1 protein-coding gene is annotated in these 322 nt (G+C 50.3%); it reads right to left on the bottom strand.

Annotated elements, in window-relative coordinates; all coding sequences use genetic code 11:
* Positions 1-322: hypothetical protein (locus tag B3C16_RS00365; protein ID WP_414655244.1), on the bottom strand; the 322-nt coding region annotated here is incomplete at both ends.

Below are 322 nucleotides of genomic sequence, written 5' to 3'. Positions count from 1 at the left end.
AACCGTAATTGATTGTGTTGTCGCCCCGTTTGACCATACGTTTCCGGTAGCCGAAGATGAGGTCAGGGTAATACTTCCTCCATCGCAGAAAGTCGTAGCGCCCGAAGCGGAAATCGACGGTGTTGCCGGAAGTGGGTTTACAGTAACGGTCGTAGCGGCAGAAAATGCCGACGCACACATTCCGTTGTTTACATAAACCGAATAGGTTCCTGAAGCAGCAACCGTTATTGATTGAGTCGTCAGACCGTTAGACCATACATTTCCGATAGCCGATGATGAGGTCAGGGTAATACTTCCTCCATCGCAGAAAGTCGTAGCGCCC

It is taken from the genome of Flavobacterium sp. UBA7682, from assembly GCF_002482945.1.
In the GTDB taxonomy this organism is placed as follows: domain Bacteria; phylum Bacteroidota; class Bacteroidia; order Flavobacteriales; family Flavobacteriaceae; genus Flavobacterium.
The sequence above is the reverse complement of the archived record's forward strand: the minus strand, read 5'-3'. Positions and strand labels throughout refer to the sequence as shown.